We start from the raw sequence: 26,336 nt of genomic DNA on the forward strand, positions 1-26,336 counted from the left end.
TGGTAAAAGCTGGCGTATCATACACTGGGTTAAAATCTTTAGCGCGTGGCCCATCCCTGTTTATGCAAATATTCCAGGATAAAGGGGCGACTTTCTTTAATGATGGTACGGCGAATGTGATCGCTCCAGGTGTCACGACGCGTATTGCTGCCGCGGGTCAGATAGTACTGTGCAAGCTGTTCGTCATACTGCGACAAAACGTCTGTATCGAGCGGCTGATACTGGTTTTCGTGCACAACAAGCGACGCAGGCAGGCGCGGCTTGATATCCGGGTTATCCGCAGGCCAGCCAAGGCACAAACCAAACAGCGGCAGAACGTGCTGCGGCAGCTTCAGCAGTTCGGTGACCGGCTCAATATTGTTACGCAGACCGCCAATGAATACGCCGCCAAGTCCCAGCGACTCTGCCGCCGTCAACGCATTTTGCGCCATCATTGCAGTATCAACCACGCCCAGCAGCAGCTGTTCCGCCAGCCCAAGTTGCGCATCAGGGCAAATCTGCAAATGACGATTAAAATCAGCGCAAAACACCCAGAACTCAGCAGCCTGCGCCACATGCTTTTGGCCGCCAGATAAGGTAGCCAGCGATTCACGCAGAGATTTATCCGTTATACGAACGATCGTCGTGCACTGTAGAAAACTGGAGCTTGACGTTCCCTGAGCTGCGGCAATAATCGCCTCACGCTGTGCATCCGAAATAGCATCATCGGTAAAATGGCGAATGGAACGGTGGCTGCGGAGTAAATCAATGGTTGGTGTCATCTCTTTTGTCTCTGTCTAAATCAGTTGAATCACCGGGTGCGCGTGACATAAGTTGCGGTGCCAGCAGTTGAGCAATACGCCACATCAACGCCACCGCAGCAGGGAGCATCAGCAGTACGCCCAGAAATATCATCACCACGCAGGCTAACGGGCTGTTAAGCGGTGCGGGCAAGGTGAGGTAATCGTTAAGCGATAGCAGCGCCAGCGATAACAAAACCATCCCAACTATTTCCAGCATCAATACGCTTTTGGGTAATACACCAATTGTGCGCATACGCGGCCTCCCGGTGAAATGGCTTTCATTATAAAACGTTCCGGCTTGCCGTGTTTAACAGATATAGCTTGAGGATATCAAAGCAACAGGCTGAACCTGCTTTCCATCCGTCACAAATCGCGGCATCATAACAAGTATTGCCATCCGGCCTGATAAGTTCGAGGAGAAAGAGATGTTTGCCGTTATTTTTGGTCGCCCAGGGTGCCCGTATTGCGTGCGCGCAAAAGAATTAGCAGAAAAATTAAGCAGTGAGCATGACGATTTTAACTTCCGCTACATTGATATCCATGCTGAAGGAATTACTAAAGCAGATCTGGAAAAAACAGTAGGTAAGCCAGTTGAAACCGTTCCGCAGATTTTCGTCGATCAAAAACACATCGGCGGCTGCACGGATTTTGAAGCATGGGCAAAAGAGAATATGAATCTGTTCGCCTGATAGCTGTTTCTACGCCCTCAGCTTGAGGGCGTCATCAGTTCTTTTTCCGCCGTTGATGCTGATTGAATAAGCTACTGATAAATAAAAAACATAATGCGCCAAGCGCGCACCAAAACACCGCACTAAACAACCACGCCAGCTCTTGCCACAATGAACGCGTCGGCATAAAAACGAACCGCATCAGTAACAGGCAGCACGGCGCCGCCAACATTGCACCAAGAAGGGGTTTGAGTACTTCCCGACGATGGGAAAAAAAGCTTGCTGCAGCACCAGGTAAGATAAAAAACAACAATCCGACCTCAGGATGCCCTGCTGCTCTGAATGCCCCTTTCACGTTCAGCGTTAATGAAAGACACACCACAATAAAGAGCACAAAGCAGCAGACCGCACTCGCCCAACTTTGCTTATGTTTCAATCGTTCCTCCTGACACATTCTCTATCGAACACTCTTTTCGCCCGCAGGCGTCCAGTCAGATAAAGTAACTCGGCATTCCATGCCAAAAACACACCCACACGATTCTTATAGCCGTTGATACGTAATGAGATTAAACTAGCCGCATATATTGTTATGCTGCATTATTCGGGGCTGTGTACGATGCTATCGCCCCTTAATTTCTGGCAAAAACATTAGCGTAAATTGCCATTTCTTTCAATAGCTTACTAGTAAACAAGAAGTTAGTCTCCGTGAATATAAACGTCGCAGATTTGTTAAATGGGAATTACATCCTGTTATTATTTGTGGTCCTGGCTCTGGGCCTGTGTCTGGGCAAATTACGTCTGGGTTCAGTCCAACTCGGTAATTCCATTGGCGTTTTAGTGGTCTCCCTATTATTAGGTCAGCAGCACTTTAGTATTAACACCGATGCATTAAATCTCGGCTTTATGCTGTTTATTTTTTGCGTCGGCGTCGAAGCCGGCCCCAACTTTTTTTCGATTTTTTTTCGCGATGGGAAAAATTATCTAATGCTTGCCCTGGTGATGGTCGGTAGCGCAATGCTGATCGCCCTGGGGCTGGGTAAGCTATTTGGCTGGGACATCGGCCTGACGGCGGGTATGCTGGCTGGCTCGATGACCTCAACGCCGGTGCTGGTCGGCGCAGGTGACACCTTGCGCCATTCAGGAATGTCAGGAACACAACTTTCAAGCGCTCTCGATAACCTGAGCTTGGGTTACGCCCTCACCTATTTGATTGGTCTGGTCAGTCTGATTGTTGGTGCGCGCTATTTGCCGAAACTTCAGCATCAGGACCTGCAAACCAGCGCCCAACAAATCGCGCGTGAACGGGGCCTGGATACTGATGCCAATCGTAAAGTTTACCTCCCGGTGATTCGCGCCTATCGCGTTGGCCCGGAGCTGGTGGCATGGGCCGATGGTAAAAATCTGCGTGAACTGGGTATTTATCGTCAGACCGGTTGTTACATTGAACGCATCCGTCGCAACGGCATTCTTGCCAACCCGGATGGTGACGCGGTGCTGCAAATGGGCGATGAGATAGCCCTGGTGGGTTATCCGGACGCCCATGCCCGCCTCGATCCCAGCTTCCGTAACGGTAAAGAAGTGTTCGATCGCGATCTGCTCGATATGCGCATCGTCACTGAAGAAATTGTAGTGAAAAACCACAATGCCGTTGGTCGTCGCCTGGCCCAGTTGAAACTGACCGACCACGGTTGTTTCCTGAACCGCGTGATCCGCAGCCAGATTGAAATGCCTATTGATGACAACGTCGTGCTCAACAAAGGTGACGTATTGCAGGTCAGCGGTGATGCTCGTCGCGTGAAAACTATTGCCGATCGTATCGGCTTCATTTCGATTCACAGTCAGGTGACCGATCTGCTGGCCTTCTGCGCCTTCTTTATCATCGGTCTGATGATCGGAATGATCACCTTCCAGTTCAGTAATTTCAGCTTCGGCATCGGGAATGCGGCTGGACTGCTGTTCGCCGGTATCATGCTGGGCTTCCTGCGAGCCAACCATCCAACGTTTGGCTACATCCCACAGGGTGCGCTGAACATGGTGAAAGAGTTTGGCCTGATGGTATTCATGGCTGGTGTCGGTTTAAGCGCAGGCAGTGGCATTGGTAATGGCCTGGGGGCCGTCGGTGGTCAAATGTTGATTGCCGGTCTGGTAGTCAGCCTGGTTCCGGTTGTTATCTGTTTCTTGTTTGGTGCTTACGTATTGCGCATGAACCGCGCCCTGCTGTTTGGTGCCATGATGGGCGCACGTACCTGTGCTCCGGCAATGGAAATCATCAGCGACACCGCACGCAGCAACATCCCTGCGTTAGGCTATGCTGGGACCTACGCGATAGCTAACGTTCTGCTGACATTAGCGGGGACACTCATCGTCATTGTCTGGCCTGGCCTTGGTTAGCGCTGAAATTTACCCTTAAACGAAAATTTTTTGCAGGTAAGCAGAACTTTTCTTCAAGGCGTCAGTCATAACTATTGCCACTGCTTTTCTTTGATGTCCCCAATTTGTGGAGCCCATCAACCCCGCCGTTTTGGTTCAAGGTTGATGGGTTTTTTGTTGCCTGAAATTTACTACTGAAAAAATCAATCACGTACACCGACACCGACACCAACACCAACACCAACACCAACACCAACACCAACACCAACACCAACACCAACACCAACAGTATGCCCGTATTCGAAGTCAGTGTACTTATGGTTCCTCGTGCTGCCTGGCAATCAAACACAATTAAATTTAACAGGAACCCTACCATCGAAAATTATGGCTATATACCTGTGACTCATATCTCAATTTTTTGAGTCAAAAGTTTGACAGTTCATTTCAACTCTGTTTTATTGCCTACACGATAATTATCCACAACATCTCTATTTAAATAGTGAACTTTTTCATGCTTTTAATTTACTCATGGTGATAAGTAATGAAGCTGCAAACTGTTATTCATAGAAAGAACATAATTTACTTTACTGTCGGCCTGGCCATGTTGACGATAATGGGGATTCTGGGAGTGGACACTTATTTACCTTCAATTCCCGACATCGCAAAAGAATTTGAAAAAAATGTCTCAACCACGCAGTTGTCGATTATGGTTTATACCCTATGCATTGGTTTTGGACAGCTAATTTTTGGGCCATTATCTGATGCTATTGGCCGGCGAAAAATTATGCTTACAGGTGCGGTTATTTATGGCGTGACAACATATTGTCTCACGCTCTCAACCGATCTGGTTATGTTTCTGGCGATCCGTGTCATACAAGGTCTTTCTATATCAATAACGCTGGTTACAGCAATCAGCGCAGTTCGAGATGTAACTCGTGGTTCAGTGGCCGCGACGCTGTATGCCATCATCATCACTATCGAAGGTGTCGTTCCCATTGCTTCGCCCCTGCTGGGAGGGATAATTAATGACTTATGGGGATGGCGCGCAATTTTTTTAATGATATGTGGCTATGCTATTATAACGTTAATATACGTTTATTTTAACTTCCCTGAAACACTCAGTCATGAGAGAAGGGTTGCCTATTCATTAAAATCATCATTTAATACGTATAAAGAGATCAGCAAACAACCTCGATTTTATCTACCTTGTCTGTCTCTTGGTCTGTCATTTTCGCTGATTTATTGCTATGTCACAGCCTCCCCATTTATTTTTATGGTTACGTTTGGATACTCATCAACGCAATTTGGTGTGCTTTCATCAATTATTGGAGGCTTCCTACTGCTGGGGGCTGCATTATCAGGTAAACTTCTTAAGAAACGGTCTGCGCCGCAAATTTTGAATTCGTGGCTGAAAATCATCGCCTCATTTATTGTACTGTGTATTCCATTAATAATACTTAGTTATCACGTCAATATTTTTATATTCTTCTTTATTATCCTGATGTTTGCTGGAGGGATGTTCGAATCACTCTATACCTACCTGACCATGTCCAGCCAGCGCACCAACCTGGGAGCGACCTCTGCGTTGATGGGAGCCGCCTCGCTGGTTATTCCGTCAGTTATCGGAGGTGTCGGTAGTTTTTTAATTGAGCTAAATACCAGCATCTGGATGATGTACTTGCTTTTGATAATTTTGATAATGATATACATGTTAAAGAAATATCAAACACTTACAGTAACTGATCGGCGTTAAAATGAGCTGATAGACATTGCTGCTATAAGACCTATAGCAGCAATGTCCCCGACATAACCTGATTTTCATCGCTGAGTGAGGTTCCCCGGAAACGCTTTCTCAAATTTGCAGCATGCCCGTTATGGCACATACTTTACTCGGTGCTAAATGGTGATGGGGTTGCTATGTTACTCTCAGGCAAAGTCGCAATGATCTTCGGTGGCAGCGGCGCTATTGGTAGTGCAGTTGCGCATACTATGGCGCGCGAAGGAGCCCATGTGTATCTGGGCGCGCGCCGTCAGGAAAAGCTGGATTGGACCGCAAGTGGCATCCGAACGGCGGGTGGTACAGTCGAAACCTTTATCACCGATGTACTTGACGAGCACAACGCATCGAAGGAAGTTACCCGCCTTGTACAGCAAACCGGTGGAATAGATGTGGTGGTAAACGCAACGGGATTTATGCACGAACAGGGCAAACGCATCGATGCATTATCCCTCTCTGAGTTTATGAGCGGTATCACCCCTTTTCTTGCGGCGCAGTTCAATATCGCAAAAGCCGTAACGCCGCACATGGGCGGCAATCGACCGGGCGTTATTCTCACCATCGTTGCGCCCGCAGCCCCGATGGCGATGCCCGGGCATCTCGGCCATATCGTCGGCTGTGCAGGAACAGAGGCTTTTATTAAAGCGCTCGCCAGCGAGACGGGACCAATAAACATTCGTGTCGTCGGCGTGCGGTCGCATGCGATTGTGGATGCTGTAGCGGCTGGCTCCTATACCGGAGAAATTTTCACCGCTAAAGCACTGTCAATGGGTTTAACCGTCGATCAATGGTTAGAGGGGGCGGCGCAAAGTACCATGCTCGCGCGCCTGCCTACGCTTGCACAAATCGCTGAGGTTACAACCTTTCTCGCTTCAGACCATGCCAGCGCTATGACCGCCACAGTGGTAAATATTACCGGGGGTGCCACCGTAAGCTAATTTACCCGCTTTTCACGCCATGTGCTGCTGCGAGCCTTTTTTTGCACTCGGACGGGAACACAATGCTATACCGCACATAATAACCAACGCGCTCACCAGATGATATGAATGCAGAGTGACGTGCAAAAACATCACGCTAAATAATCCGCCACTCAATGGGATCAAGTGTGAATAGATCTCTCCACGCGTTGCGCCAATGGCGCTAATCCCTTTGTTCCATAATAGATATGACAGCCAGGAAGGAAAAATAACAAGGTATGCCAGCCCAGTTACAACGCCTGTATTGGCATAGCTATTCCATCCCGGCATACCATTGCGTATCAACTCCAGAGCCAGTACCGGAATAAGTACAATCGCACCTAACAGCGCGCTCACTGCGACAAAGGCGTTTCCCTTTACCTCACGCGGTTTAATGCGTAAAAAGGCACAATAGACGGCCCAACTTAACGCTGACCCCATGGTCCAGAAATCGCCCTGATTCAGATGTGCAAATACCCGCGCATTTATCACATCACCCTGCGACACCAGCCATATAACACCAACAGTACTCAGGATCACACCAGCTATATTTCGCGCAGAAATCCGCTCTTTAAAAAAGAACTTATTGATTAACAGTACGAGCGCCGGGGTGGTGGACATATAAATCGCGGCATTAAGCGAGGTTGTATATTGCAAGCCGATATACAACGTTAAGGGGAAAAGAACCTGACCACAAAGCGCAAGGAAGACGATAGTACCAAAGGATTTTTTCATCACCGGCCATTGCTCTGTGACCTGACGAAAATAGAGCGTCATCAATAATAACGCGGTAAATACCCAGCGTGCCGCTGATAAAACGATGGGATTAACTTCAGCAACCAAGAGATGACCAATCACATAATTTCCACCCCAAAAACAGGCAGCCAGACTGAGTAAAAGATAGGGCATATTTGCGCCTTATTGTCAGTTGTACGGTATGACCACAAGGCTACGGCGGCGTGAGAATGAATGCTAATATAACGTTTTTATCCATCTGCATAGATTAAAACTATGAAATTTACGCTAAGGCAACTTGAGTTTTACATCGCGCTTGCAGAAACATTACAAATTTCCAAAGCTGCTGCACGCTGTCATATTTCTCAGTCATCAATGACCATTGCCATGCGGAACCTGGAAGAAGCATTAGACGTGCAGCTATTTGTACGTTATCCCAAAGGTGTGAAGCTCACCGCTGAGGGCGAGCGCTTTCTGGCACATGCCTGCAACATCATCAACAGTAGCCACTCGGCTATTGACGCCCTGCATGACAGGAGCGAAATTCTCACCGGCACAGTGCGCATAGGCATTGCCGAAACGCTCTCTGCCTATCTTATTCCGGATATACTCAACGATATTGAACGACGTTTCCCTTTGCTGGAGATCGTGTTTTATGAAGCCACTGCACCGGAACTGGTACAGGCGCTACGGGAACAAAAGGTCGATTTTTGCCTGCTTCTGACCTCAAATATCAACCATGATAACGACCTGGAGATCGAAACATTCATTCGTTCGCAGCGCCGCCTGTGGACGTCTATTGGGCATCCGCTACAGAGCCAGGAATCGATCCGTTTAATAGACGTCGAGAAACTACCATTTTTACTGCTGGAAACCGATAAGTACCCTGACGTAATCATCGATTACTGGCAGCAGCGTGGCTATACGCCCAATATCAGTTTTCGCAGCAACTCTTTTGAAGCAATAAGAAGTCTGGTTGCAAAAGGCAGAGGGATAACCATTTTATCCGACCTGGTGTATCGCCCGTGGTCACTGGATGGTCTGCGCGTCATGCACAGAACGATTGATGATTTTATTACTTATATGGATGTCGGGACGGTAAAAAAAGCCGCCCGAACGTTGACGCCAGAGGCGGTAAAAGTCATTGATTTTTTACGTCAGGCCGTTACCCGACTCGACAAACCATTTTGAGGATTTTATCTCTGCGGCAATTCGGCAATACGCTCCACCATCATCAGAATATCTTCTCGCTGCAGCGGTTTTTTATCCGTGACAAAATGCAGCGTCATTCCTTCAATAAACGCATCCAGCGCCCGCGCCGTAACCGGATCAAACCACTGCTCTAACGTTTGTTGGCTGCGTAGCATCCAGTTCTGCATCACCGTTTTCAACGCTGGTTTACGGCTGGCGAAAGCATACAGCTGATACATAAGCTCCATATTATCAGGCGTTGTGACCTGGGAGCCGTAAATCATATCGGTAATCGCATGGCAGGCCGCCTGCGCATCAGCAACGTCGGCAAAAAAATCCTGGTACTGCTGAGACATAGTATGCGTAAAACAGCTGAATGCCTCCAACAGCAGATCATCTATTCCTGCAAAATAATAGGTCATTGAGCCCAGTGGCACCTCGGCAATCATAGCGATTTTACGGTGTGTAACCCCATGAATACCATGGATTACTATCGCCTTAAGGGTGGCCTGAACTATTTTTTCCCGCCGCTGCGGATCGTTTGCACGTCGCACTGCATTTCCTCTTCTTGCATTTGTGTACAAATGTACACAACCTTGCTAATGTTGTCTTCTTTCCTCTTTTCTTTGGCTCGAATTCATGACTGGCATCTCATCACGCAAAGCCTTAAGACGTCGCACCTGGGCGCTGTTCACGTTCTTCTTTTTACCAGGATTATTAATGGCCTCCTGGGCAACGCGTACCCCTGCCATCAGAGATATCCTCTCAATCTCTACCGCCGAAATGGGCGCGGTACTGTTTGGACTCTCTATTGGTTCGATGAGTGGCATTCTTTGTTCGGCCTGGCTGGTGAAACGATTTGGCACGCGCAAAGTGATCCGCACTACCATGTCATGTGCGGTCATTGGGATGGCTATCCTCAGCGTGGCGCTCTGGCTGCATTCCGCCTGGCTTTTCGCATTTGGTCTGGCCGTGTTTGGCGCCAGCTTTGGCGCAGCAGAAGTGGCCATCAACGTCGAAGGCGCGGCGGTTGAACGCGAAATGAATAAAACCGTGCTGCCGATGATGCATGGTTTTTACAGCCTGGGAACGCTGGCGGGCGCAGGAGTCGGGATGATGCTTACCGCCTTCAGCGTCCCAGCAAACGCGCATATTCTGCTAGCGGCGCTGGTAGCTATCACGCCTATCTTTATCGCCATCAAAGCAATTCCTGAGGGTACGGGTAAAAATGCCGCTGATGGTTCTCCCTCCGGTGAAAAAGGACTGCCTTTTTATCGCGATATCCAGTTATTGCTAATTGGCGTCGTGGTGCTCGCAATGGCATTTGCTGAAGGTTCCGCCAACGACTGGCTTCCGCTGCTGATGGTGGACGGTCATGGGTTTAGCCCAACATCAGGCTCTCTGATTTATGCCGGATTTACGCTGGGCATGACCGTTGGCCGCTTTACTGGCGGCTGGTTCATCGACCGCTACAGCCGCGTCACGGTGGTGCGCGCCAGTGCGCTGATGGGCGCTCTCGGGATTAGCCTGATTATTTTTGTCGACAGCTCTTGGGTGGCGGGTGTTTCCGTTATTTTGTGGGGACTCGGTGCATCACTCGGCTTCCCGCTGACCATTTCAGCCGCCAGCGACACCGGCCCCGATGCACCAACCCGCGTCAGCGTTGTCGCAACAACCGGCTATCTGGCGTTCCTGGTTGGACCGCCGCTGCTGGGCTACCTGGGTGAACACTACGGCCTGCGCAGCGCTATGCTGGTGGTGCTGGCGCTGGTGCTCGTTGCCGCCATCGTCGCGAAAGCGGTGGCGAAACCGGATCTCAAAAATACCACGGTGATGGAGAACAGCTAATGAGTATCAAATTAATTGCGGTCGACATGGATGGCACATTTTTAAGTGACCAAAAAACCTATAACCGTGAGCGCTTTATGGCGCAATACCGCCAGATGAAAGAACAAGGGATCCGCTTTGTGGTCGCCAGCGGCAATCAATATTATCAGTTGATTTCCTTTTTCCCCGAACTGGCCAGTGAGATCTCATTTGTTGCCGAAAACGGCGGTTGGGTAGTCAGTGAAGGTGAAGATGTTTTTAACGGCGAACTGGCAAAGGATGATTTCCAGGCCATCGTTGAACATCTGCTCACCCGTACGGACATTGATATTATTGCCTGTGGTAAAAGCAGCGCCTACACGCTGAAGCAGTACAGCGATGAACATAAAGCTGTTTCCGCCATGTATTATCATCGTCTCGAATTTGTAGATAATTTTGATAATCTTAACGACGTTTTCTTCAAGTTCGGGCTGAATATTTCCGACGACAGAATCCCACAGGTGCAGGCCGATCTCCACGAGGCGATTGGCGACATTATGGTGCCGGTGCATACCGGCTACGGCAGCATCGATTTAATTATTCCCGGCGTGCATAAGGCAAATGGTCTGCGGCTGCTGCAACAACGCTGGAATATTAACGACGATGAGGTTGTTGTGTTTGGCGATGGCGGAAATGATATTGAGATGCTGCGCCAGGCGGGATTTAGTTTTGCAATGGCCAACGCCCATGAGCCGGTTATCAAGGCGGCGAAATATCGCGCGGGATCGAACAACGAAGAGGGCGTCCTGGATATTATCGACCGCGTGTTAAAGAATGAAGCACCGTTTACGCATTAACGCCTCAGCACAGACGGCAACAAAATGATGGCATGATCTATTCATAATCCGCCTCAAATTAACCCACTGGATTATTACTTCCAGTGAATATTTCAGGTGAGCGGATTATGAAGAAAAGTGTACTGATGGCGACATTGTTGCTGGGTTTTGCAGGGTCAGTATTTGCACAAAGCGTTACCGTTGATGTACCAAGCGGTTATAAAGTGGTGATCGTGCCCTCTTCCGTCAGCGTGCCGCAGGCGGTCAACGTGACTACTGCGCCACAAACGGTGTATGTTGCCCCGGCACCTGCCCCGGCTCCTGTTTATCGCGCACATCCTTATGCGCGACATGTTGCCAGCGTCGGTGAAGGCATGATCATCGAACATCAGATTGACGATCACCACTAAGTTTCTGCCAGGCCCGGGCAACCGGGCTTTAGCCTTCCCGGGAATCCCCTACCCGTTTATCTTTCAGGAAGATCACCATCAGAATCAGCCACAGCACGCCGCTGGCCAGATTGAACAAGCTGAACAAGCCGTTGCCTCCCAGCAGATAAGCGTGTTTACTCAGCTCGATACCAACGGTAAAAATCAGCATCTGCAACATACCCATTGCGGCAGAAACCGTACCTTTACTCATTTCACTGGCAAACAGCGTCAGGCGCACCAGCCCCGCATTCGCCACGCCAATACCAAACGCATAGATACTCAAACCCGCCGTCATCCATAGATATGCATGAGATGACACCACCGTGGCCGCAGCGGCAATAATCAGGCCAACGGCAATTGGCCAGCCGCCCATGATAATCAGCGAACGCACGGTTTTTCGCGAAGTCAGACGCGCCAGCACCAGGTTACCGGCAATCAGCGCACCAAAAATCGGCACCTGCAACAGGCCATATTCGTAACTACTAAGATGTTCTCCGCTGATGATAATAATCGGAGATTGCGCAATCCACGCCAGTAACGGCAGGCTGACAAAACCCAACGCCAGTGCGCCTGCAACGAAACGCACGTTCCTTAGCACCAACTTATAATCCTTGCCCAGCTCTTTAATGGACAGCTTTTCACCCAGCCGGGTTGCCGTTTCCGGCATCGCGCGTTGCAGACCAAAAAAGGAGATGGCCGCCAGAGCAGCAAACAGGATAAACATCCCTTCCCACGGCAGAACATGTACCCAAGCTGCGCCTACCAACGGACCCAGCAACGGCGCAATCAGCGCCACGTTTGCCATCAGCGCGGTAATTTTTATGCAGACCGCTTCTTCAAAGGACTCCTGAATGGCGGCGTAACCCACCGCACCAATAAAGCACAGGCTTATCCCCTGCAAAAAACGCAGGAAAGTAAATTGCTCAATATTCTGTGCAAGCAGGGTCGCAAGGCAGGTCACGATGAACCAGAGCACGCCGGTTAACATCACCGGACGACGCCCAACACGATCCGATAGCGGTCCTAATAACCACTGTAAAAACATGCCGCCAGCCAGATAGGCGGTCATGGATGTGGGTACCCAATCTATTCCGGCATTGTATTGCTCCACCACCGCCAACATTCCAGGCTGGATCATATCGTTGCCGATATAAGTAGAGAATTCGTAAAGCACCAGACAGAGAGGGAAAAGTAATGCCTGACGCCCCAAACGGGCGCCTGAAGATAAACGGTTCTGCATGCAGTCTCTTAGCTATAGAAAAATCGCGCAAAGTGTAATAAATGCGCCGTACTGGTGATAGTGAATTATGTGATTTGAAAGCAAAATGCGCACATTTTTACATTCATTTGCTCAAGAAGATTTTGCTTTAAGGTTAATTTAAGTTGAGACCGCTATCATGCTCAATAAGTCTCATTAATTGTCTTAAAAATAGTCATTTAGCAGACAAATAAGACAAGACCGCTTTTTATCCCGTGAAAGCAATTTTATGCTCTCGCTCCCATGGGCCTTTTCAACGATTACACTGAGTCTGGACGTTATGCTGGAAAATCTGAACAACTCACTTTTTTACCTGATCAATGCAACACCCGACTCTGCGCAATGGGCAATTTCGCTCGCCATTTTCATTGCCAAAGATCTGATCAGCATTGTGCCGCTGTTAGCCGTTGTGCTCTGGCTATGGGGACCTCGCGGTCAGGTTACGCTCCAGCGCCAGTTGGTCATCAAAATGGCCATTGCGTTGATAGTTGGTCTGACGATTTCCTGGCTGATGGGACATCTGTTCCCTCACGATCGCCCGTTTGTAAACCACATTGGTTACAACTTCCTGCATCATGCGGCAGATGACTCTTTCCCGAGTGACCACGGTACGGTTATCTTTACCTTTGCACTGGCCTTCCTGTTCTGGCATCGCCTGTGGACGGGCGCTCTGCTGATGGTCGTTGCCGTGGCGATTGCCTGGTCGCGGGTTTACCTTGGAGTACACTGGCCGCTGGATATGCTGGGCGGATTACTGGCTGGGTTGATCGGCTGTCTGAGCGCCCAGATGATCTGGCAGCGCTTTGGCGCGACCCTGTACCTCGGCTTGCAAACTTGCTATCGCGCCTGCTTCGCCCTCCCCATCCGTAAAGGTTGGGTACGTGACTAACCCACGGTAAAAAGAGTAGTATTAAGCGCGAAACTGAGCACTTATTCTATTCTCCAGGGGAACTATGGAAACTCGACGCGACGAGCGTATTGGTCAATTACTGCAGGCGCTGAAACGCAGCGATAAATTACACCTCAAAGAAGCCGCAACGTTGCTGGGCGTATCTGAGATGACCATTCGTCGCGACCTGAATAATCATGATGCTCCCGTCGTGCTGCTCGGGGGCTATATTGTTCTGGAACCCCGCAGCGCTAACCATTATTTAATCAGCGATCAAAAATCCCGTCTGGTTGATGAAAAACGTCGCGCCGCCCAGTTGGCGGCGAGTCTCGTGCAAGCACATCAGACCATCTTTTTCGATTGCGGTACTACCACGCCGTGGATCATTGAAGCGATCGACAATGAACTGCCCTTCACCGCAATCTGCTACTCGTTGAATACGTTTCTGGTGCTGCAGGAAAAACCGCAGTGCCGCGTCATTCTGTGTGGTGGCGAATTCCATGCCAGTAACGCGATTTTTAAACCGCTCGACTTCCAGGAAACGCTGAACAATCTCTGTCCGGATATCGCCTTTTATTCCGCGGCAGGCGTTCATATCGAGAAAGGCGCGACCTGTTTTAATCTGGAAGAACTGCCAGTGAAGCACTGGGCAATGTCGATGGCGCAGCATCACGTTTTGGTGGTCGATCACAGCAAGTTTGGCAAGGTGCGACCTGCGAGGATGGGGGAATTAAAACGCTTTGATACCATTATCAGTGATAACCGCCCTGACGATGAGTTTGTTGAGTACGCTAAAGCGCAACGTATCACGCTGAAGTATTAAGAGATACTGCCGGACGGCGATTGCGCCATCCGGCATAGGTAAGATTAAGAGAACCAACCACCAAACCACTGGTGGAATTTCATCATCACAAAGTCCCACATGCGGCTAAAGAAACCACCCTCTTGCACATCTTCCATCACCATCAACGGACGTTGCTCAATGGATTTTCCGTTCAACTGAAAGTCGATAGTGCCCACAACCTGACCTTTCTTCAGCGGTGCAGTTAGCTGTGGTTCAGTCAGGGTAAAGCTGGCCTTCAGGTTTTTGAGCTGGCCACGCGGGATGGTCACAGAACCACCTTCTCCGGCACCCAAATTCACTTCACTCTTATCGCCAAACCATACGCGCTGAGTAACGAAAGTCGCATCCGGCTTGATCGGCGTAACGGTTTCAAAGAAGCGGAAGCCCCAGGTCAGCAGCTTTTCTGACTCATTAAAACGAATGCGATCGGTTTTCGCCCCCAGCACCACGGAGATCAGGCGCATATCGCCCTGGGTCGCGGAAGCCACCAAGTTGTATCCCGCCCCGGCAGTGGTCCCGGTTTTCATACCATCCACGTTCAGGTTGGTGCTCCACAACAGACGGTTGCGGTTCGGTTGACGAATTTTATTGAAGGTAAATTCTTTCTCTTTGTGAATAGCATACTCTTCCGGCACATCGTGAATTAACGCCTTCCCGAGCAGCGCCATATCACGTGCGGTACTGAACTGTCCTGCCGCATCCAGACCGTGCACCGTCTGGAAAGTAGTGTTGGTCAGCCCCAGTTTTTTCGCATAGCCGTTCATCAGACCAATAAAGGATTCCTGGCTGCCGGCAACGTAATCAGCGAGTGCAATACAGGCATCGTTACCTGACTGAATGATAACGCCTTTATTCAGATCTGACACCGCAACCTGATCGCCGGGCTTGAGGAACATGACCGACGAACCGCGCAGGGCTGGGTTACCGGTCGCCCAGGCGTCTTTGCCCACGGTGACCATGTCGTTGAGGTTAATTTTTCCGGCCTTCAGCGCCTGCCCAACCACATAGCTGGTCATGATTTTGGTCAGACTAGCAGGATCCAGTTTCTCATCAGCATTACCTTCCGCCAGCACCTTGCCACTGGCGTAATCCATCAGAATCCACGCGCGCGCGTCCACGCTCGGCGGGGCCGTCGGTTGCTCCGCCGCCTGTACGGTCGGCGCCAAAAGGATTAAGAGTGCAGAACCTGCAGCAAAGCTGCGAAGTGAAGAGAAGTATTGCGTCATAAATGCCACCCGAGTATCCATTCCAAAAAACCACGTCATACCACACCGTGTTTACACAAAACCGGCCAAGCGACCTCGACCAACCCATGCAGAAAAAGTCTGATGGATGACGTGTAAAATAAGTGCGGTGAGTAATAACGCACTAACGAGCTTAAAGAAACCGTAAGTTGGTAAAGTTTTTAAAGTTTATGCAATAACGCCGCGCTGCGCTGCTCCTGGCACGATTTTTTTAGACTTTGTTGCGTAAATATTAGGTTTACCCCACCATGTGAGCTAGTCAGATGGCATCTGCAGCCATAAAGCTGCTCAATTAATTTGCGGGGTTACTATGATTACACTGTGGGGTCGCAATAACTCGACCAACGTAAAAAAAGTATTGTGGACGCTCGAGGAACTGGAACTGCCGTATAACCAAATTCTGGCGGGCGGACAGCATGGCGGTAACCGCGATGCCGACTATCTGGCACTAAACCCGAACGGACTGGTCCCGTTGCTACGCGATGATGAAACGGACGTTGTGCTGTGGGAATCCAATACCATTGTCCGCTATCTGGCCGCTCAGTACGGACAAAAACGTTTGTGGATTGACGCACCGGCCGCGCGCGCCGTCGGCGAAAAATGGATGGACTGGGCAAATCAGACGCTAAGCCCTGCGCATCGGGTTATCTTATTTGGCCTGGTCAGAACACCTGCCGATCAGCGCGATCTAGCGGCCATTGAGGCCAGTAAGCAAGTTTGCGATAACCTGTTTGCCATTCTGGATAACGCGTTGGCAGACCAGTCATGGTTCTCCGGGGCTGAATTTGGCACGGCGGATATCGCTGTGGCACCGTTTATCTATAACCTGTTCAACGTTGGCCTGAGCTGGACCTCGCGCCCGCATCTGGAACGCTGGTATCAACAACTGACCGAGCGCCCGGCGTTTCAAAAAATCGTGATGATCCCGGTCAGCTAAACAAATCAGGGACTCACTTTTAGTAATTCCCCGTCGGACTCGTCGGTTAACACGTACATATAACCATCTGGTCCGACGCGCACATCACGGATCCGTTGCCCCCTTTCCTGCAACAGACGACCATCCTCAGTGACCGTATTCCCTTTAACGCTCAGTATGATCACTTCTTTATCTTTCAACGCGCCGATGAACAACTTCTGCCGCCACTGTGGAAAGGTATCGCTATTATAAAAAGCCATTCCGCTGACCGCTGGCGACTTTTCCCAGTAAAAGATGGGTTGTTCCGTGCCAGCAACAATTTGACCTTTTGCTTCGGGAATTTTCAAACCACTGTAGTTAACACCCCAGGTCGCGATAGGCCAACCGTAGTTTTTCCCTTTCTCGGGGATATTGATTTCATCGCCTCCGCGTGGACCATGCTCATTGAGCCACAACACATCACTCCACGGATTCATCGCCATACCCTGCGGGTTGCGGATGCCATACGACCAAATCTCTGCCCGCGCTCCCGCCATGTTCACAAACGGATTATCCGGTGGAATTTTGCCCTCATCGGTAAGCCGTACGACCTTGCCCTGCAGCTTATCCAGATCCTGAGCAGTTGAACGTTGGTTATTCTCACCAAGGCCGATAAACAGATAGCCGTTGCCATCAAACACCAGACGTCCACCAAAATGGTTTCCGGTGGATAGCTTTGGCTGTTGGCGAAAAACGGTCTGAAATCCTTGCAGGTGTTTGAGATCGTCACTCAATCGCCCGTAGCCTACCGCGGTGCCCGCTTTGCCTTCGCGGTCGGCTTCAGCGAAGCTTAGCCACACCCGGCGGGATCGTTCAAAGTCCGGAGCTAACACCACATCAAGCAATCCGCCCTGACCATTCGCCCAGACTTTTGGTACGCCGGTCAGCGGGTCGGAAAGCCCTTTATCAGGCTGCCAGAGTCGAAGCTGTCCACCTTTGAGCGTAATGAGCATACCGCGGTTATCGGGTAAAAAAGCCAGTGACCATGGATGATCGAGTTTGGTTTGCAGCACTTCCACTTTTACCGCGACGGCATAAGAGGAAAATAGCGCAAGTGGGATAGCACAGAGAAAGAGTCGACGCATAACACCTCCTTAATGGCTCTGCATAAAGCGTAGCCAGCAAGGGGAATCACCCCGTCATATTTACATAATCTTAACGAAAAGGGGGAGTGCCCTCCCCCTGATTCAGACGTGTTCCAGCGTTGGGTAAGATTGCAAACTCTGGATACTCAGCATCAGCGTTGTCAGGCAGTTTTCCAGTTTCTCTGCGTTAACGGCGATAAACGTTGGACAATCATGGTGTCCACTCATAAGACAAACAGCGGCGGCGGCTAACGCCCCTTCAGCACGATGAAGGGCATTCCACTCTTCCTGATCAAGATGCATACCGTGAAGCTGTGATTGTTCGTGCAATTCGCGATTCAGTGCAAAAAAATTATCACGCAGACGATCGCTCTCGCTGACTGACATGTAGCCTTTCGCTTTTCTCAACTGCAGATAAGCGGCAAGTTCGATACGGGCGTTTATCAATTTGTTGAGAAGATCGGTTCTCAGTCTGTCAACAACCATACTTTGTTCCTCCTCTTTCCAACTATGGTGCAACTTAATAGTATGGTTATTTTTTGAACAAAGTCGTGTCCAGGATCAATCCATCACCTAAAATTAACATAATTTACAAATAATCTTTAATTCCGCGCCCAGCAGGCCGCTGATGGTATGAGATTGCGATACAATTTTTGTTCAGAACTCTGTAGAATCCCTGCCCTGAATATTCCAATAACTGAACACTTTTTACGCTATGAGCAATGTAACCCACCAGCCGAAAATCGGCTTTGTCTCCCTCGGCTGCCCGAAAAACCTCGTCGATTCTGAGCGCATCCTGACCGAACTTCGTACCGAAGGCTATGATGTCGTGCCAAGCTACGACGACGCGGATATGGTTATCGTTAATACCTGCGGCTTTATCGACAGTGCGGTTCAGGAATCCCTGGAAGCAATCGGCGAAGCGCTTAACGAAAACGGCAAGGTGATCGTCACCGGTTGTCTGGGCGCGAAAGTCGATCAGATCCGTGAAGTCCACCCGAAGGTGCTGGAAATCACCGGGCCGCATAGCTACGAGCAGGTTCTGGAGCACGTTCACCATTACGTACCCAAACCAAAGCATAATCCGTTCCTGAGCCTGGTTCCTGAGCAGGGTGTCAAGCTGACTCCGCGCCATTACGCCTATCTGAAGATTTCTGAAGGCTGTAATCACCGCTGTACGTTCTGCATTATTCCATCCATGCGCGGCGATCTGGTGAGCCGTCCGATTGGCGACGTCCTCAGCGAAGCCAAGCGTCTGGTCGATGCGGGCGTGAAAGAGATTCTGGTAATCTCTCAGGATACCTCTGCGTACGGTGTGGATGTGAAACACCGGACAGGTTTCCATAACGGCGAGCCGGTCAAAACCAGCATGGTTGATCTGTGCGAACAGTTATCAAAACTGGGGATCTGGACGCGCCTGCATTACGTCTACCCCTACCCGCACGTTGATGACGTGATCCCGCTGATGGCAGAAGGGAAAATCCTGCCGTATCTGGACATCCCGTTACAGCATGCCAGCCCGCGTATTCTTAAACTGATGAAACGCCCAGGCTCCGTAGACAGACAGCTGGCGCGCATCAAACAGTGGCGTGAAATCTGCCCTGAACTGACGCTGCGCTCTACCTTCATTGTTGGTTTCCCGGGTGAAACGGAAGAAGACTTCCAAATGTTGCTCGACTTCCTGAAGGAAGCACGTCTGGATCGCGTGGGCTGCTTTAAATACAGCCCGGTAGAAGGCGCTGGCGCTAATGACCTGCCGGATCAAATCCCGGAAGAGGTGAAAGAAGAACGCTGGAACCGCTTTATGCAATTGCAACAGCAGATCTCTGCTGAACGTTTGCAAGAGAAAGTGGGCCGCGAGATTCTGGTTATCGTTGATGAAGTTGACGAAGAAGGCGCAATTGGTCGTAGCATGGCTGATGCTCCGGAAATCGACGGCGCGGTATACCTGAATGGTGAAACCAAGGTGAAACCTGGTGATATCATCCGCGTGAAGGTCGAAAACGCAGATGAATACGATCTGTGGGGTTCACGCGTTTAATTAAGCGTAACTCAACCGTAGGCCGGATAAGGCATTACGTCTTATCCGGCCTGTGATTTATCCTTTTATCTTCGGGTCCAGCGCGTCGCGCAGACCATCTCCCAGTAAGTTAAACGCCAGCACCGTCAGGAATATCGCTACCGCCGGGAAAATCGCCACGTGCGGCGCGATCACCATGTCAGCACGCGCTTCATTAAGCATTGCCCCCCACTCCGGCGTCGGCGGCTGTGCGCCTAATCCCAGAAATGACAGGCTCGCGGCAGAGATGATCGACGTGCCGATTCGCATGGTAAAAAAGACCACGATCGATGAAACCGTACCCGGCAGGATATGGTTAAAAATGATGGTCGTATCGCTGGCACCAATACTGCGCGCAGACTCAATAAACGTCTGTTGCTTCAGCACCAGTGTATTTCCGCGCACCAGGCGCGCGAAAGCAGGAATGGAGAAAATGGCCACGGCGATAATCACGTTCGCAATGCCGCTGCCCAGCACGGCGACCACGGCTATCGCCAGCAGAATGCCGGGAAAGGCGAACAGCACATCGCAGATGCGCATAATCAGCCGATCCCACCAACCTTCGTAGTATCCCGCCAGCAGACCCAGCACTGTGCCAATCGCCGCGCCAATAAACACGGCAAAGACTCCTGCCGCCAGCGAGATTTGGGCGCCAACCAGCACGCGGCTAAAGATATCTCGTCCCAGAGAATCGACACCAAACCAGTGCAGCATCGACGGCCCATCATTCAAACGGTCATAATCGAAGTAATTTTCGGCATCAAATGGCGTCAGCCAGCGGGCAAAAATCGCGACCATGATCAGGAGCAATACAAACAGCCCAGCAAACATCGCCATGTGCTGTCGACGGAAACGACGCCAGAACTCATGCCACGGTGTGCGTATCTGCTCTGGCTTAACAAGGGGCATTGCATTCAAAATCGCCTGTCGGCGCCAGTTAAAAAATCGCATCCTTACTTGTACCTGATAGCCGGATTAATGGCGGCGTAAAGCACATCCACCACTAAGTTGATAAGAATAAACTCCAGAGAAAACAACAGTACCTCGGCCTGAATCACCGGGTAGTCGCGCATTTCGACGGAGTCCACCAGCAGTCGCCCAAGCCCAGGCCAGTTGAACACCTTCTCAACCACGATTGATCCACCAAGCAAAAAGCCAAACTGTAGTCCCATCATGGTGACCACCGGGATCATCGCGTTACGCAGACCATGTTTTAACACCACCCAGGTCTCACTCACCCCTTTAGCCCGCGCGGTACGCATATAGTCTTCGCTGAGCACATCGACGAACGAGGCGCGGGTAAACCGGGCCAGCACCGCAGCCACCGCCGCGCCCAGAGTAATAGACGGGAGGATATAGTGCAGCCAGGTGTCAGCGCCAACGGTTGGCAACCAGCCAAGTTCAACGGAGAATATCTGCATGAGCAGCATGCCAAGCGCAAACGCCGGGAACGAGATCCCGGTGACCGCCAGCGTCATACTCAACCTGTCCGGCCAGCGATTGCGCCATACGGCTGCAATGATCCCCGCCGTCATACCAAATAACACAGCCCATGCCATACTCGCAATTGTCAGCCATAACGACGGCATAAAACGGCTGGCTATCTCTTCGGAAACCGGGCGACGAGAAACCATCGACGTGCCAAAATCGCCTTGCAACACGTTGGTCATGTAATGCCAGAACTGAATATGCAGCGGTTGGTCCAGACCCAACTGCTTGCGTACCAGTTCAATCACCTCGGCGTCAGCTTCCGGTCCGGCAATCAGCCGGGCCGGATCGCCGGGTAGCAGGTGAACAAATAAAAACACCAGCACCGCAACAATCAATAGCGTTGGGATCAACCCCAGCAGGCGCTTGAAAACATAGTTAAGCATCACGCTCCCTTCGCCGGCCCCTGGTTAGCGGGGCCGAATGAATAGCTTATTTTAAATCCGCATCATCAAAGCTAAATCCGGTGTCCGGCATAATCCAGAATCCGGTCAATCTGGTGCTGTGCGCCGAAATCAGTTTTTCCACTACCAGTGGGATCCACGGCGACTCTTTCCAGATAATATCCTGCGCATCCTTGTACAGCTTCGCTTTCTGCGCTGGATCGTTAGTTTGCAAGGCCGCCGCTAAATCACTGTCCACCTGCTTATTGCTATAGAACGCCGTATTAAACAGCGTTGGCGGCCAGTTTTGTGATGCAAACAGCGGTGACAGCGCCCAGTCCGCTTCCCCCGTAGAGGCAGACCAGCCGGTGTAGAACATCCGCACCCCGCTCTCTTTCTGCGCTTTACCCTCGACTTCCGCCGCGCGCTGGCCGGCATCCATCGCTGTTACCTGAGCCTTAACTCCCACCTGCGCCAGCTGCTGCTGGGTAAATTGCAGCACTTTCTGCGCGGTACTGTGATTATGTGAAGACCATAGCGTGGTGGTAAAACCGTTCGGATAACCTGCTTCTTTCAGAAGTTCGCGCGCTTTCGCCGGGTCGTATGGCCATGGCGTATAGCTTTGCGCATAGGCTATCGACGGAGGAAGAACGCCCGTTGCTGGCGTGGCATAACCCGCAAACGCCACTTTCACCAGCGCCTGACGGTTGATGGCATAATTCAACGCCTCGCGCACCTTCGGATTATCGAACGGTTTTTGTGTGACGTTCATGCTGATGTAACGCTGCATAATAGACGGACTGGCCACCAGCTCCAGGTTTTTATTCTTCACCAGTAACGCAGCCTGCTCGTAAGGGATCGGGAAGGCAAACTGCGCTTCCCCGGTCTGCAGCATGGCCGCACGCGTGTTGTTGTCGGTCACCGGACGCCAGGTAATCGTATCCAGCTTTGGCAGCCCTTGCTGCCAGTAACCCGCGAACTTCTTAACCTTCACAAAATCTGTCTGATTCCAGGTATCAAGCTGGTACGGCCCGGTCCCCACAGGGTGGAAACCGATCTCCTTACCGTATTTCTCCAGCGCGGCGGGAGAAATCATTGCCGTTGCCGGATGCGCCAGAATATTGATAAAGGCAGAGAACGGCTGTTTCAGCGTAATCTTCACCGTCGACGGATCGACGACTTCGGTTTTATCGATATTCTTATACAGGTTGTAGCGTTTCAGACGGTTTTCCGGATTGCTGGCGCGGTCGAGGTTGGCTTTAACCGCATCGGCGTTGAAGTCGGTGCCATCCTGAAATTTCACCCCCTGACGCAGCTTAAGAGTGTAAGTCAGACCGTCATCAGAAACCGTATAGCTCTCTGCCAGCACATTTTTCAGCTTCATCTCTTTATCAAGACCAAACAGTCCCTGATAAAACGACTTCGCTACCGCCTGCGACAACGTGTCATTCGCGTCATAGGGGTCAAGTGTGGTGAAATTGGATCCTACCGCCACCACCACGTCTTTGGCGGCCCAGCCAGGCGATGCGGCCAGCGCAGAGGCCACTCCCACAGCAACCAGCCATTTCCGAGCAACAATTTTTGTCATGTTATTCTCCTTAAACCCTGCCTGCCTGTTATAAACGCGAAAGCGCATTTTCTGGTTGCCCACGCGCAACATAATGCCCCGGGCCAACTAACTGTAACGACACGAGGGAAATCTCTTCGCCGCGTTTGCGGATATTGCTGGGGATATCATCCGACAACAGCACACGCTGTGGTCGGTGATGCGATGGATCGGCAACCGGTACTGCCGCCATCAGTTTGCGCGTATACGGATGTTGCGGATTTTCAAACACCGCGCGTCGGGGGCCAATCTCAACGATTTGCCCGAGATACATTACCGCCACACGGTGACTGATCCGTTCCACCACCGCCATATCGTGAGAAATAAACAGATATGCAATACCCAATTCTCGCTGCAGGTCGAGCATCAGGTTGATGATTTGCCCACGAATTGAAACATCCAGCGCCGAGACAGATTCATCGGCAATAATCACTTTGGGATTGAGTGCCAATGCCCGTGCAATACAGATACGCTGACGCTGACCGCCGGAAAACTCGTGCGGATAGCGCCAGGCATGCTCAGGCAACAATCCTACGCGTTCCAGCAGCCATGCAACCCGTTTTGACCCCGCATCACCCTGCAATAACCCATGCACCCGTAGCGGCTCCAGAATGGAATATCCCACCGTCTGACGTGGATCGAGCGAGGCATACGGATCCTGGAAGATAAACTGAATATCCCTACGCAGCGGCTGCAACTTGCTAGCAGCAAGGGTATCAATACGCTGTCCGTTGAAAATGATTTCCCCACGCTGAGACTCAACCAGGCGCAACAGCGCCCGCCCGGTGGTGGATTTCCCGCAGCCCGACTCCCCCACCAGCGAGAGCGTTTCTCCCGGCCACAGGTCAAAGCTGACGTTTTCCACTGCATGCACCTCGCGAGTTACGCGATTTAGAATGCCGCTACGCAGAGGAAAACGCGTCACCAGGTTATGTACCTGCAAAATTGGCTCGCCTTCAACCACGGTATTCTGTTCGGTCTGCGGCTCTACATGACTGGGATCGTGTAATGAAATAAGCGGAAAACGGCGCGGAAGTTCATGCCCGTTCATTGCCCCAAGCTGCGGCACGGCTGCCAGCAGCGCTTTAGTATAAGGATGCTGGGGAGCGTGAAAAATCTGCTCAACGCTGCCGGTTTCTACCGCCTCGCCCTGATACATCACCAGCACGCGGTCGGCAATATCCGCCACAACGCCCATATCGTGGGTAATAAAGATCACTCCCATCGACATATCCTGCTGCAACACTTTTATCAGTTGAAGGATCTGCGCCTGAATGGTGACATCCAGCGCGGTTGTCGGCTCATCAGCAATTAAAACCGCAGGGCGACACGACAGTGCCATGGCGATCATCACCCGCTGGCGCATACCGCCGGAAAGCTGGTGTGGATAACGCGATAAAATCGCCTTCGCCTCGGGGATACGCACCTGATCGAGCATTCGCTTCGCTTCTACCATCGCCTCTTCGTGACTGGCCCCCTGGTGCAAGCGGATAGACTCGGCAATTTGCTCGCCCACGGTAAACACCGGATTAAGCGATGTCATAGGCTCCTGGAAGATCATCGCGATATCCGCACCGCGCACGTGACGCATTTGTGATGCGCTCTGTTCACCCAGCTCAATAACCTGTCGATTACGGCGTCGGAGGAGCATTTCATCGCAGCTCACCTCGCCGCCGGACTGTTCAATCAGACGCATCAGCGACAAGGCGGTCACCGACTTACCAGAACCAGACTCACCGACTATCGCCAGCGTTTCGCCACGCTTCAGGCGAAATGACAGATTGCGCACTGCGCTGACACGCTGCTGCTCCTGTTCAAAGGCAATATTCAGATTGCTGACTGCCAGCACATCGCTGGCATCAAGCTCATCACTGTGTGGCAACGCTATCTCCTTTTTCCCGATAAATACCGGTGGTTGGCGTATCACCTGCGTATCCCCAGGCGCGGTACATGCCTTCGCTGTTAAACGGCAAAGCGACATTGCCCTCATGATCGATAGCAATTAAACCGCCGCTGCCGCCAAGCGCCGGTAATTTTTCCATCACTACGCGTTCACACGCTTCGGATAAACTCAGACCGCCGTAGTCCATCAACGCCGCAATGTCATAGGCCGCCAAAGCACGAATAAAGACTTCTCCGGTTCCGGTGCAGGAGACTGCCACACTTGCATTATTGGCATAACAGCCTGCGCCAACCAACGGACTGTCACCCACCCGCCCCGGTAATTTATTGGTCATCCCACCGGTGGATGTTGCTGCCGCCAGATTGCCAAACATATCTAACGCGACCGCACCCACGGTACCCATTTTGTTGTTTTCATCCAGCGGGCTCGCGCTATGGTCCAGCACCGTTTCACCCGCTGTTCGCGCCGCCAGAAGTTGAGCGTAGCGTTCTGGCGTCGAGAAAATATCCGCTGATACGCGCTCCATACCCTGCGCAATAGCAAAGTTTTCAGCCCCTTCACCTATCATCATGACGTGTGGGCTGTGTTCCATTACCAGGCGTGCCGCGAGAATCGGGTTTCGCAGATGGCTTACCCCGGCGACGGCGCCTGCGTTCAGCGTATTACCGTCCATCACACAGGCGTCCAGCTCATGGGTTTCATCACGGGTATACACCGCGCCAATTCCGGCATTAAACAATGGACACTCTTCCAGCAGGCGCACGGCCTCGGTAACGACATCCAGTGCGCTACGACCGTCTTCAAGCATCCGCTGGCCGGTTTCAACGATATCCGACAGCGCCTGTATATAACGCAACTCTTGCTCCTGGCTCAGCTGCGAACGGGTAATAGCCCCTGCGCCGCCGTGAATTGCAATGACTGCTTTACCCATTTTTTTCGTCCATTAGGTGGCAGGTACCGGGGTTATAAATATCAGAATTTCTGTGACTTATTGATTCGATTTTTGAATATAGAAAGATGCAGACGTCATGTAAAGGTTAAGGCCCGTACCTCACACCCCATCCCATCAG

At 51.1% G+C, this 26,336-nt stretch carries 26 protein-coding genes; 12 read left to right on the forward strand and 14 right to left on the reverse strand.

All coding sequences use genetic code 11. The features are described 5' to 3' along the window. Positions 1–38: 38 nt before the first annotated feature. Together nfsA and OGV85_RS21375 are read right to left on the reverse strand one after the other, a co-directional pair. Entirely contained in the window at positions 39–761 is a 723-nt protein-coding gene (gene nfsA / locus OGV85_RS21370) for a nitroreductase NfsA (RefSeq protein WP_003836934.1), read from the reverse strand. Next, positions 745–1,035, reverse strand: coding sequence for a YbjC family protein (locus tag OGV85_RS21375; RefSeq protein WP_003035362.1), 291 nt, complete (start codon positions 1,033–1,035; stop codon positions 745–747). Before OGV85_RS21375 ends, nfsA begins: the two co-directional genes overlap by 17 nt. Before the next feature lie 172 nt (positions 1,036–1,207). On the opposite strand from OGV85_RS21375, the gene OGV85_RS21380 reads away from it, so the two are divergent. Beyond that, complete coding sequence (locus tag OGV85_RS21380; protein ID WP_003035358.1) at positions 1,208–1,471, forward strand: GrxA family glutaredoxin; 264 nt, start codon at positions 1,208–1,210, stop codon at positions 1,469–1,471. A 34-nt stretch (positions 1,472–1,505) separates the two neighbouring features. Here OGV85_RS21380 and OGV85_RS21385 read toward each other — a convergent pair whose 3' ends face one another. After that, on the reverse strand, positions 1,506–1,886 hold the full coding sequence (locus OGV85_RS21385; RefSeq protein ID WP_003035356.1) for an inner membrane protein YbjM: 381 nt from the start codon (positions 1,884–1,886) through the stop codon (positions 1,506–1,508). Between the two features lie 269 nt (positions 1,887–2,155). Here OGV85_RS21385 and OGV85_RS21390 point away from each other — a divergent pair, with 269 nt between their 5' ends. The 3 genes from OGV85_RS21390 (at position 2,156) to OGV85_RS21400 (ending at position 6,535) form a co-directional block, all read left to right on the forward strand. Then, positions 2,156–3,841, forward strand: coding sequence for an aspartate:alanine antiporter (locus OGV85_RS21390; RefSeq protein WP_003035354.1), 1,686 nt, complete (start codon positions 2,156–2,158; stop codon positions 3,839–3,841). A gap of 520 nt (positions 3,842–4,361) precedes the next feature. After that, positions 4,362–5,573, forward strand: coding sequence for a multidrug effflux MFS transporter (locus OGV85_RS21395; protein WP_110249269.1), 1,212 nt, complete (start codon positions 4,362–4,364; stop codon positions 5,571–5,573). A gap of 164 nt (positions 5,574–5,737) precedes the next feature. Beyond that, entirely contained in the window at positions 5,738–6,535 is a 798-nt protein-coding gene (locus OGV85_RS21400; RefSeq protein WP_061548550.1) for an SDR family NAD(P)-dependent oxidoreductase, read from the forward strand. Between the two features lie 12 nt (positions 6,536–6,547). On the opposite strand, the gene OGV85_RS21405 is transcribed toward OGV85_RS21400, so the two are convergent. Further along, positions 6,548–7,462 (reverse strand): DMT family transporter, encoded by a 915-nt coding sequence (locus OGV85_RS21405; protein WP_054528223.1) that lies wholly within the window; start codon positions 7,460–7,462, stop codon positions 6,548–6,550. 102 nt (positions 7,463–7,564) lie between these two features. Between OGV85_RS21405 and OGV85_RS21410 the strand changes: the two genes are divergently transcribed. Next, positions 7,565–8,479 (forward strand): LysR family transcriptional regulator, encoded by a 915-nt coding sequence (locus OGV85_RS21410; RefSeq protein ID WP_061548430.1) that lies wholly within the window; start codon positions 7,565–7,567, stop codon positions 8,477–8,479. Between the two features lie 5 nt (positions 8,480–8,484). Here OGV85_RS21410 and OGV85_RS21415 read toward each other — a convergent pair whose 3' ends face one another. Next, positions 8,485–9,033 (reverse strand): TetR/AcrR family transcriptional regulator, encoded by a 549-nt coding sequence (locus OGV85_RS21415; RefSeq protein ID WP_003035341.1) that lies wholly within the window; start codon positions 9,031–9,033, stop codon positions 8,485–8,487. Positions 9,034–9,118: 85 nt separating this feature from the next. Between OGV85_RS21415 and OGV85_RS21420 the strand changes: the two genes are divergently transcribed. From OGV85_RS21420 to OGV85_RS21430, 3 genes are all read left to right on the forward strand, one after another. Then, positions 9,119–10,327: an MFS transporter gene (locus tag OGV85_RS21420; protein WP_003035338.1), complete on the forward strand. Its 1,209-nt coding sequence runs from the start codon at positions 9,119–9,121 to the stop codon at positions 10,325–10,327. Beyond that, positions 10,327–11,142 carry a Cof-type HAD-IIB family hydrolase gene (locus OGV85_RS21425; RefSeq protein WP_003035335.1) on the forward strand — a complete coding sequence of 272 codons (816 nt, stop codon included), beginning with the start codon at positions 10,327–10,329 and terminating at the stop codon, positions 11,140–11,142. Before OGV85_RS21420 ends, OGV85_RS21425 begins: the two co-directional genes overlap by 1 nt. 107 nt (positions 11,143–11,249) lie before the next feature. Next, a complete protein-coding gene (locus OGV85_RS21430) occupies positions 11,250–11,531 on the forward strand; it encodes a hypothetical protein (RefSeq protein WP_003035330.1) in 282 nt (93 codons plus the stop codon). A 28-nt stretch (positions 11,532–11,559) separates the two neighbouring features. On the opposite strand, the gene OGV85_RS21435 is transcribed toward OGV85_RS21430, so the two are convergent. Next, on the reverse strand, positions 11,560–12,792 hold the full coding sequence (locus tag OGV85_RS21435) for an MFS transporter (RefSeq protein WP_061548429.1): 1,233 nt from the start codon (positions 12,790–12,792) through the stop codon (positions 11,560–11,562). A 298-nt stretch (positions 12,793–13,090) separates the two neighbouring features. On the opposite strand from OGV85_RS21435, the gene ybjG reads away from it, so the two are divergent. Together ybjG and deoR are read left to right on the forward strand one after the other, a co-directional pair. Then, a complete protein-coding gene (ybjG, locus tag OGV85_RS21440) occupies positions 13,091–13,699 on the forward strand; it encodes an undecaprenyl-diphosphate phosphatase (RefSeq protein ID WP_003836958.1) in 609 nt (202 codons plus the stop codon). Between the two features lie 64 nt (positions 13,700–13,763). Then, positions 13,764–14,522, forward strand: coding sequence for a DNA-binding transcriptional repressor DeoR (deoR, locus tag OGV85_RS21445; protein ID WP_003836960.1), 759 nt, complete (start codon positions 13,764–13,766; stop codon positions 14,520–14,522). Positions 14,523–14,566: 44 nt separating this feature from the next. On the opposite strand, the gene dacC is transcribed toward deoR, so the two are convergent. Then, positions 14,567–15,769, reverse strand: a complete 1,203-nt coding sequence (gene dacC / locus OGV85_RS21450; RefSeq protein ID WP_003035316.1) for a serine-type D-Ala-D-Ala carboxypeptidase — start codon at positions 15,767–15,769, stop codon at positions 14,567–14,569. Between the two features lie 328 nt (positions 15,770–16,097). Between dacC and OGV85_RS21455 the strand changes: the two genes are divergently transcribed. Then, positions 16,098–16,724, forward strand: a complete 627-nt coding sequence (locus OGV85_RS21455; protein WP_003035313.1) for a glutathione S-transferase family protein — start codon at positions 16,098–16,100, stop codon at positions 16,722–16,724. A gap of 5 nt (positions 16,725–16,729) precedes the next feature. Here the strand turns inward: OGV85_RS21455 and OGV85_RS21460 are convergent, their stop codons facing one another. Next, positions 16,730–17,827 (reverse strand): PQQ-dependent sugar dehydrogenase, encoded by a 1,098-nt coding sequence (locus tag OGV85_RS21460; RefSeq protein ID WP_061548106.1) that lies wholly within the window; start codon positions 17,825–17,827, stop codon positions 16,730–16,732. Positions 17,828–17,929: 102 nt separating this feature from the next. Then, on the reverse strand, positions 17,930–18,313 hold the full coding sequence (gene bssR / locus OGV85_RS21465; protein ID WP_048216665.1) for a biofilm formation regulator BssR: 384 nt from the start codon (positions 18,311–18,313) through the stop codon (positions 17,930–17,932). A 229-nt stretch (positions 18,314–18,542) separates the two neighbouring features. Here bssR and rimO point away from each other — a divergent pair, with 229 nt between their 5' ends. Next, a complete protein-coding gene (gene rimO / locus OGV85_RS21470; RefSeq protein WP_003035305.1) occupies positions 18,543–19,868 on the forward strand; it encodes a 30S ribosomal protein S12 methylthiotransferase RimO in 1,326 nt (441 codons plus the stop codon). A 57-nt stretch (positions 19,869–19,925) separates the two neighbouring features. Here the strand turns inward: rimO and gsiD are convergent, their stop codons facing one another. Genes gsiD through iaaA form a run of 5 tightly spaced genes read right to left on the reverse strand, consistent with a single transcriptional unit; the run spans position 19,926 to position 26,197 of the window. Continuing rightward, entirely contained in the window at positions 19,926–20,837 is a 912-nt protein-coding gene (gene gsiD / locus OGV85_RS21475) for a glutathione ABC transporter permease GsiD (protein ID WP_003035302.1), read from the reverse strand. Positions 20,838–20,839: 2 nt separating this feature from the next. Next, entirely contained in the window at positions 20,840–21,760 is a 921-nt protein-coding gene (gene gsiC, locus OGV85_RS21480) for a glutathione ABC transporter permease GsiC (protein ID WP_003836970.1), read from the reverse strand. A 46-nt stretch (positions 21,761–21,806) separates the two neighbouring features. Next, positions 21,807–23,345, reverse strand: a complete 1,539-nt coding sequence (gene gsiB / locus OGV85_RS21485) for a glutathione ABC transporter substrate-binding protein GsiB (protein WP_061548105.1) — start codon at positions 23,343–23,345, stop codon at positions 21,807–21,809. Between the two features lie 28 nt (positions 23,346–23,373). Beyond that, the gene (gene gsiA / locus OGV85_RS21490) at positions 23,374–25,245 is read right to left on the reverse strand and encodes a glutathione ABC transporter ATP-binding protein GsiA (protein ID WP_061548104.1); all 1,872 of its coding nucleotides are present in this window, start codon (positions 25,243–25,245) and stop codon (positions 23,374–23,376) included. Beyond that, complete coding sequence (iaaA, locus tag OGV85_RS21495) at positions 25,232–26,197, reverse strand: beta-aspartyl-peptidase (protein WP_003836974.1); 966 nt, start codon at positions 26,195–26,197, stop codon at positions 25,232–25,234. Before iaaA ends, gsiA begins: the two co-directional genes overlap by 14 nt. Positions 26,198–26,336 lie beyond the last annotated feature (139 nt).

It is taken from the genome of Citrobacter sp. Cf132 (genome assembly GCF_030333885.1).
In the GTDB taxonomy this organism is placed as follows: Bacteria; Pseudomonadota; Gammaproteobacteria; order Enterobacterales; family Enterobacteriaceae; genus Citrobacter; species Citrobacter freundii.